The 7,797-nt window shown below is 46.3% G+C and carries 7 protein-coding genes; all 7 read left to right on the forward strand.

Annotated features, from left to right (window positions below):
• Nucleotides 1-192 precede the first annotated feature (192 nt).
• A complete protein-coding gene (locus tag APU11_RS01330) occupies nucleotides 193-777 on the forward strand; it encodes a common pilus major fimbrillin subunit EcpA (protein ID WP_058651727.1) in 585 nt (194 codons plus the stop codon).
• Between the two features lie 52 nt (nucleotides 778-829).
• The gene (locus APU11_RS01335) at nucleotides 830-1,504 is read left to right on the forward strand and encodes a hypothetical protein (protein ID WP_038420149.1); all 675 of its coding nucleotides are present in this window, start codon (nucleotides 830-832) and stop codon (nucleotides 1,502-1,504) included.
• Nucleotides 1,505-1,558: 54 nt separating this feature from the next.
• Nucleotides 1,559-4,051 (forward strand): CS1-pili formation C-terminal domain-containing protein, encoded by a 2,493-nt coding sequence (locus APU11_RS01340; RefSeq protein ID WP_013097896.1) that lies wholly within the window; start codon nucleotides 1,559-1,561, stop codon nucleotides 4,049-4,051.
• A gap of 4 nt (nucleotides 4,052-4,055) precedes the next feature.
• Nucleotides 4,056-5,672 (forward strand): hypothetical protein, encoded by a 1,617-nt coding sequence (locus APU11_RS01345; protein WP_058651726.1) that lies wholly within the window; start codon nucleotides 4,056-4,058, stop codon nucleotides 5,670-5,672.
• A 17-nt stretch (nucleotides 5,673-5,689) separates the two neighbouring features.
• Nucleotides 5,690-6,364, forward strand: a complete 675-nt coding sequence (locus tag APU11_RS01350; protein ID WP_072200339.1) for a fimbrial protein — start codon at nucleotides 5,690-5,692, stop codon at nucleotides 6,362-6,364.
• A gap of 99 nt (nucleotides 6,365-6,463) precedes the next feature.
• Nucleotides 6,464-7,201 carry a winged helix-turn-helix domain-containing protein gene (locus tag APU11_RS01355; protein ID WP_058651724.1) on the forward strand — a complete coding sequence of 246 codons (738 nt, stop codon included), beginning with the start codon at nucleotides 6,464-6,466 and terminating at the stop codon, nucleotides 7,199-7,201.
• Entirely contained in the window at nucleotides 7,176-7,649 is a 474-nt protein-coding gene (locus tag APU11_RS01360) for a hypothetical protein (RefSeq protein WP_013097892.1), read from the forward strand. The genes APU11_RS01355 and APU11_RS01360 overlap by 26 nt, the downstream gene beginning before the upstream one ends.
• The last annotated feature ends 148 nt before the right edge of the window (nucleotides 7,650-7,797 follow it).

The following is a 7,797-nucleotide window of genomic DNA, read 5'->3' on the forward strand; positions in this document are numbered from 1 at the left end:
GGCATTGACTTATCTTCCAGACAAGAAAATTCCTAATGATGTTGAGGATTTGATAATTTCATGCTGTTGCTGTTAACAATATCTCGGAACATAATTTTTCGGCGCGGCAATTCTCGCTCGCAATTAAATGGAGCTTCCCGGTTACTTATTATGAAAAGTGCCAGGTTGCGCGTTTGTTCTTAGGAGAAGAAAATGAAAAAATTATTACTGGTGGCCTCTCTGGTTTCTGTTTTCACAGCAGCAAATGCAATGGCTGATGTTACTGCATCTGCCACTGCGTCATGGGATGCTACAGCAACAAAAGATACAACTAGCATGCTGGTTGTTACTCCGCTGAACTCCCTGACATTCCAGTATGCGGAAGGTCTGAATGCTTTTAATACTCAGGATGGTGCTTTTGACATTACGATCCAGGGACAGGAAAGTGCAACCGACTTTGAACTGACTGCACAGGTCATTAGCAATACCCTAACCAATGCAAGCGGCGATGCATCTACTCTGGATGTCGGTGTTGCCTGGAACGGTAATGCACTTTCCAGTTCCGCTGAAACCGTTCTGGTTAATGCCTCATCAACTTCTGGTCTGGAAAGTCTGATGGCTGACGGTGCTTATAACGGTGCTGAACGCGTGAGCGATCAGTCCAGCTTTAAGTTCTCTATCGCCTCTGCGACGTCTGATGGTTCAACAGCTGTCACTGACTATTCTGCTTTGCCTGATGGCTACTGGACAGGCGATGTGAAAGTACAGTTCAACGCGACCTGGACCACGCCTGCGTAATGAATGAAAAAATTCGGGAGATTTTTCTCCCGAATTTCTTAGGAATGTACTGATGAATAAATATTTACCCTTTGCCATATTGGCGGGGATCGCTACGTCTTTTTCCAGTTGGGCAATTAATGTGGGTGATATCACGTCGATAATGACTTCCGAGCAGAGTTCATTATCGAAAGAAATTATCAACACGACGAATTCCGCACGCTATGTCAGCGTTACGGTGAAACGACTCTCATCACCGTTGCCTGATGGCACCGAAATAAGCATTAATCCAGGCGAATTACTGTCTACACCCGCCAGCCTTATTCTTCCAGGCGACGCGAAAGATGTTTTCCGCTTTTTCTATAAAGGGCCAGAGGATGATAAAGAACGCTATTATCGCCTGCAATGGATTGATGAACCTGTGAGCGAAAGCGCAGCAACGAAAGCGGGCAAAGCCGCGACGGCAACGGCTTCAGCGGAAATTGGGACTATTTTAGTTGTAGCTCCGCGTAATGAGCGCTTCAACTACAGTCGTCAGGACGATTTAATCATCAACACAGGCAATGTCTCTTTCCGCGTGATTGCCTATGGCGTGTGTAAGGATCCCACTCAGGACCAGGGGCGGGGATGTCGGGAACGCTATTACGTTATGCCTGGAACCAAAATAAGGCTTCAAAAAAGCGATGTATCAAACAGCCGCACTCGTATTGGCATTTGGCATGGCAAGCAATTTATTACAGTGAAGTAATGCACGACGCCATTACCGGTGCCAATAATAAAATGCTGAAGTGTAAGGATGCATATGTCATTTAAATATTTTATTGGAGGGAGTGTATTTCTCTCTTTAGCGTTAACACCAGGGGCCGTTCATTCCGCCCCCGTTAAAATTGGTCATTATGTCATTCCTGGTACTTTTGCGCGCTCTCTGGAGCAAGGGATGACAGTTCCGGTGTTTATTCGGTATCAAGAGACGGACGAAAAAAGCCAGCAAAAAATTGCTGATGCGGTGATCTCATTGGTTGACGGGAATATTACAGTCAAATCGATAATGGTTTCTGACTTGCCAAACAATGCTGTGCTGGCGGATAAAACGCGCGAGATGGTAGAAAAAATAGGCAATGTGAAATTTAAGGACAACACCGCTATTGCCCTTACGCCTGAAGCACGTCTTCAACTGAACATTTCATCGTTCCACCTGGAGATGATCGTCAGCAGGGACGCGTTGACCGAGGCTGTTGTGGCGCGCAGCTCCTTGTTAGGTCCGTCAAGCGTTGACCGGTTAACTAACGTGCTCAATTACAGTTTTGGTACCTATTACAATGATTATCAAAACGGCAACAGTTCCCGCAGCTATTTAACGCTGGATAATACAACGTCACTTCGTGAGCACCATTTTAATATTAATGGTTCGGTATATGGTATTGGTGAAAGTAATGGTTCCAGCAACGTTTATCGGGCGATGTACGAGCGCGATTACGAAGGTTATCGCCTGGCATTAGGAATGCTTGATACGTGGAATGTCCAGTCTATTGCCAGTCTTAACGCCTTAAACGGCGGAAAAATCTACGGTGCAAGCTACGGAAATAAAGGCAGCACCGTTGTCGAAAATACCTCCCTTTCGCTGACCCCGATTACGGTCTTTTTACCGGCAGCTGGGGAGGTGCATGTATTTCGTGACGGACGCCTGCTGAGCGTTCAGAACTTTAACATGGGCAGCTACGAAATTGACACCAGCCGTTTCCCTTACGGGGTGTACGACGTTACGGTGGATATTGTCGTCAATGGGCGCACGGTCAATACCCGCATGAGTCGCGTAAATAAAATCTTCTCACGCCAGCAGGCGGCGGGGCTGCATGAGATCTCATGGCAGGTCTTTGGCGGTTCGCTTGATTACGATCGCGTCAGTTATAAGCGCAATCATTACCGTGACTTAGGCAGTGAACAGAGCTGGATTGGAGGGGGCGCGGCTTCTCTGACGCTGGCGGTGCTTTCCGGCCTGAATATGAAGTCAACGCTTTACGGTTTTGATTCCAATGCGGTTAACGAAACTGATATCACGTTAAATGTGAACGAATACGTGAGTGTGGGTGCGCAAACGATGCTGGCAAATGATGGAACCTGGCGAAATGTCAGCAATGTGAATGTCAGCGCACCCGGTGGATTTGGCTCAGTGTGGGCCTCTCGGGAAGACAGCAAAATTGGTGACCGTTTGCCGGTGCAAGAACGTGATAACTACTCCATTGGCGGCACGATCAACCTGGGAAGCGTTATTCCACACGGAGGATCGCTAACGCTAAGCCAGACGGAAAACCGCTATTCAGGCAATAAGTATCGCAATATAGATTACAGCACAACACTTTATGCCGGACGGTATGCCACTGTCGGTCTGCGGGCGGGTGTACAGCGCTACTTCTATAACAACACGAATGATGACGGTCGTCAGGAGCGTTATGTCAGCCTGGACTTCTCGTTACCACTGGCCTCCTGGTTAAGTGTGGGCGCATCGCGCGATCGTTACGGTGCGACGCAGGGCAATATCAGCGCTCGTAAACAGTTTAAAGATGGCCCAATCACCTCAGCAGGCGTTTCTGCCTCGACGCGCCTGAGCGGAGAGCAGAATTACGGCAACGATTATTCCGTCAATGGCAATGTCAGTTACAGCACCCAATATAACGCCGGGACGGTCTCTGTCACTCGTTCAGCAGATAACTCGACTAACATGAACTTCTCTTCTCTCGGGGCAATAGCCTGGGCTGGCGGTGATGTTGGTCTGAGTAATGAGCGACAACGCTCGGGGATCATTGTTAAAACGGGTCTGGCAGGCGATGGAAAACTGGCAGCAAAAGTCAATAACCGCAATTACCTGTTGAGCGGTAAATCGACCTTTATTGCGCTCCCTCCGTATGCGCAATACAAACTGGAAATTATGAACGACCGGAACTCCGAAGACAGCTTCGATATTGTTTCCGGACGCAAACACGCGATGAACTTGTATCCAGGGAATGTGAGCGTTGTTGCACCGGAAGTGAAAAGTATGGTGACCGTATTTGGTCGCGTCCGCTATCCCGATGGGCAACTGGCGGCGAACACAGATATCCATAATCACATAGGCAAAACTCGGACTGACGGGAAAGGTGAGTTTGCGATCGATATCGATAAAAAGTATCCCATCATTACCCTGGTATCAGCTAATGGAAGTATCTGTGAAGCCGATTTGGATCTGGATAAAGCCAGGGGGGCTGCGTGGGTGGGTGATGTTAAATGTGCACTGCAATCGACAATGGCGCAGAGGTAATTCTATGAAAAAAAGTGCAAATATTATTATTCCTTTACTCATTGTCGGTGCCTTAACACCCTTTACAGCGAAAGCGTTGACGGCGACATCCTCCGGATCTGTCAGTAATAATTTTATGTTTATCGAAAATGCCATTGATGGTGAGTACTTTATTACTCCTTCCTCGCTTGATCCACGTTTCAGCGGGTCGAATACCTGGGTGAAATATGGAACTTCCCAGGTAAGTCTAGGCTATTTAGGCTACGTAGGTTGGACGGCACCGGCGAATAACTATCAGGATATGTGGATTGATAATTCCCCAATCGATGGACCGTTTAGCGGTATTCGTTGCTACAGTGGAACGCAGTGCCCAACGACAGGGTATATTACGGGTCAGGGAACGGACAGCAACGGTTTCTACCATGCTCAGGTCGGGTCTGTCGCCGGTGTGGTCGGCGGGGCATATGGGTTTGCCTCCCTGAGTGACTCTGCCTACGAATATTTCCGCAATATGGCCACCGGAAGTAGCGAAACATATGTTTTCAATCGCTGTTATACCTCGGTCAATTATGATTACGCGGCAGGCGAGCGCTGCAAAGATCAGTCCTCAGGACGCTGGAACTACGTAAACTACACGTTAACCAAACGCGGCCATCTGGCACTGGAATCGACCAGCGCCTTCCAGGAGCTGTGGATTGCCAGCGACGGCACGCCGAGTATTACCAATGATTCAGGTGCCTGTGAGTTGGGCGTCGTCAGTAACGTGAGCGGTGTTATCTGCAAAATGGTCAGCTATAATCTTCAGCAGACAGCTAACCTGACGGCATCATTGACGTTCAGGGCGTATGTGGATTCAACAGCGCTTGGATTTACCCCTGCAGCGGCCACCGTGCGGTATTCCGGTAATGGCTCCACATGGTATAACTTCAGTGCATCGACGGCGTATTACAACGTGTTCACCACCAGCGGTGAATATGTGTACCTCTTTTTGTCGCAGACATTTCTCAAAAATCTGGTCAATGCGGGCGTCAGTATTACGAATAGCCAGCCGTTTACCTTTGCGTTTACTAATGCTCTAACACCTGAGTCAGGTTATTACCAGTTCACGCCTTCGTTACAGCTTAATATCGTACCTAAGGAGTATGGGATAAGTATTATTTCATCTAATAATACAACGTCTGCTAGCGGTAGCGGCACTATTGGCGAGGATACGCCAATAAGAATGGATTATACCGTTACTGTTTCAGGCCCTCGCCAGGCTGACAGCATTACCGCGCAAGTTATTGGCGATAGCACAACGTTAAATGACACGCCGTACTGCCTGTTTACGTCCGCACAAGGTGGAGTAAGTGTGCCGATACCGGCCTATCTTGAGTATAACAACCAGTCAGGTAGTGTGACTCAGGCAAGAAATAGCTGTGGTGAAGCGGCCATAAGCCTGAATGATGCTCTGTGGCAACAAACGCCCTGGGACGCCAACAACACTGATGACGGGAGTTACTTCAATACCCGTTTATCACTGCTCTTTCCGATGGACGATTCTCGCTCTGCTTTAACGGTATCAGGTTCTGACTGGGAAGGCGTTGTCAGCGCCAGTGGGGAGATAAAAGTCATGGCGAACTGGGTAGGGGTGACAAAATGACCGGATGGCGTGTGGCTATGATCGTTACTGGTTTGGCTCTCCTGGCGTTATTTAGCCTGCCCGCACGCGCCTTGTATCTTGATTCAACCATTTTTGACATGGCGGCGGATAAATCCTTTATCAGCAAACGTGTTTTTAATGACAGCCACAAGCAGAATATTTACAGCATTTCGGCGGTGAAAATTGATAAGCCCGGGCCTGGCGGGGAGCGTCGCCAGGCTATCGAAGAGGGCGAATTACTGTTTGCACCGCTTAATTTCTCGCTTGCACCGGATGCAGGAGAGTTTTTCAAGATTTTCTATCGTGGTCCGCAGGATGACAAGGAGCGCTACTACCGTGTGCAGTTTACTGAAATGCCCATCACCCTTTTCCCGGAGCGCAACAGGGGTAAAAAGAGCGAAGCGATACCAGCTATCGCACTGGAAACCATTCTGGTTGTTCGGCCACGAAAAATGAATTTGCATTATATGCTGGATGAGCAGAAAGGGGTTCTTGAAAATACAGGAAATACCTTTTTTAAAATCATTGTTCAAAAGGGGTGCAATTCGACCGATGATGAAGCGACCATTCGCTATATTCTACCGGGAGAAACGTACCGAAGCCCCGAACTGAAAGCACAAAATAAAAAATTTATAGTGGCTTTGCAAAAGTATATCCCTGTTGGTAGTAGATGTTTTACACATGCCTCATAAAATTGGAATAAACTATTCTTGTATTGCTAACTATCTGGTGTGAATATATTCTGTATCGTATGTGAATCTCGTCAAAGATAAAAATAAGAGTTTATCTGGATGAAAAAAATAATTAACGGTCAGGTTTTATACGATTCAGAGCAGAGGGTATTAAGTGTGCAAGGTGAAAGGATTATCCTCTCTGCACCAACCTCAAGGTTACTGGAACTTTTTATTGATAATAACTATAAGCAAGTAAACCGGGAACTGATCATCGAAGAGGTCTGGGGAAAACATGGCATGATACCCTCAGGGCATAGCCTAAATAAAAGCGTGAGCATATTGCGCAAAGCTTTTTCATCGTTAGGCTTGAACAATATAATCGTCACGATCCCGCGCGAAGGGTTCCTTTTTCAGGCCCGGGTCAGCAGCGTGAATGATGATATCAAGAGTAAAAGAATAACGACCACCCAGTTAGATATTGTTGATAAGGCTTTGCAGTATAGACGGTGGCCGCAGCTTATCCTATGGTGTGTTTTCACTTTTACTGTCTGTGCAGTTATGGTTTTTTTTCTCATATTAATGTTTCGCAATAACGATGGGGTTGTACATATATTGAAATCCGGCTCGTGTGATTTTTACACCACAGATGATAATTCATCAGTGAAGTTATCCCGATTTTTGAATTCACCAAATTGGCAAAAACACAGTTCCATTTGTGAAGGAAGAGATAAAGTCATCATATTTTATGATGACAATAACTTATCGGCAGGTAATAAACTGAAAGAATATTTCTTAAGCGTGTGTAAAATGGAGCAAAAAGGAACGGTGCATGAATGCGAAAATTATCTTTATTAGTATGTTCGCTGCGGTCATGGTGATATTTCTTTTTTTGCTTAATTGCCCTCGTATTCCATCGGCTTTTGTGTGTACGGCTAAAAGCCATGTTTTTCTCCATACTCAAAAAGAGGGGGTGAGCATTGAAGGTGAGGTTTTGTTAGTTTTGAGGATTTCCTCTGCAGAGGAAGGTGCTTTCTCACAAGTTGGGGTGCTGGATGTTAACGGTAAACATTATGCTATTAATCGCTCCACTACCTTGAGCTTCCTTAGAGAAGACAGTGATGGTTATTTGCGTACGCAACGCATTGCGGTGGTAAAAAATGATAACGATGACTTGCCTGATGAAATAACCAACCTGCTCATGTCTAAGCAACAACTCTTTTATTACAAGATCATACATATCACCGATAACGTTTATGGGGTCAGGGATCTACGGCGCACGCTGATGGTCTGTCGAGCAAAGTAACGTGACAATGAGGACTTCTCTTTGGCGTGATTCTCTTCATCTTGTGAGTTTCACAGACATTAATTCTGTAATTTTTCTTTTTATTCTTATTTTATTTTGTCTGGTTCTGAATGTAAGTGCATTAATTTGTACTGTATTAGGATAAGGA

Origin of the sequence: Enterobacter sp. 50793107 (assembly GCF_001463365.1) — a bacterium.
GTDB lineage: Bacteria > Pseudomonadota > Gammaproteobacteria > Enterobacterales > Enterobacteriaceae > Enterobacter > Enterobacter cloacae.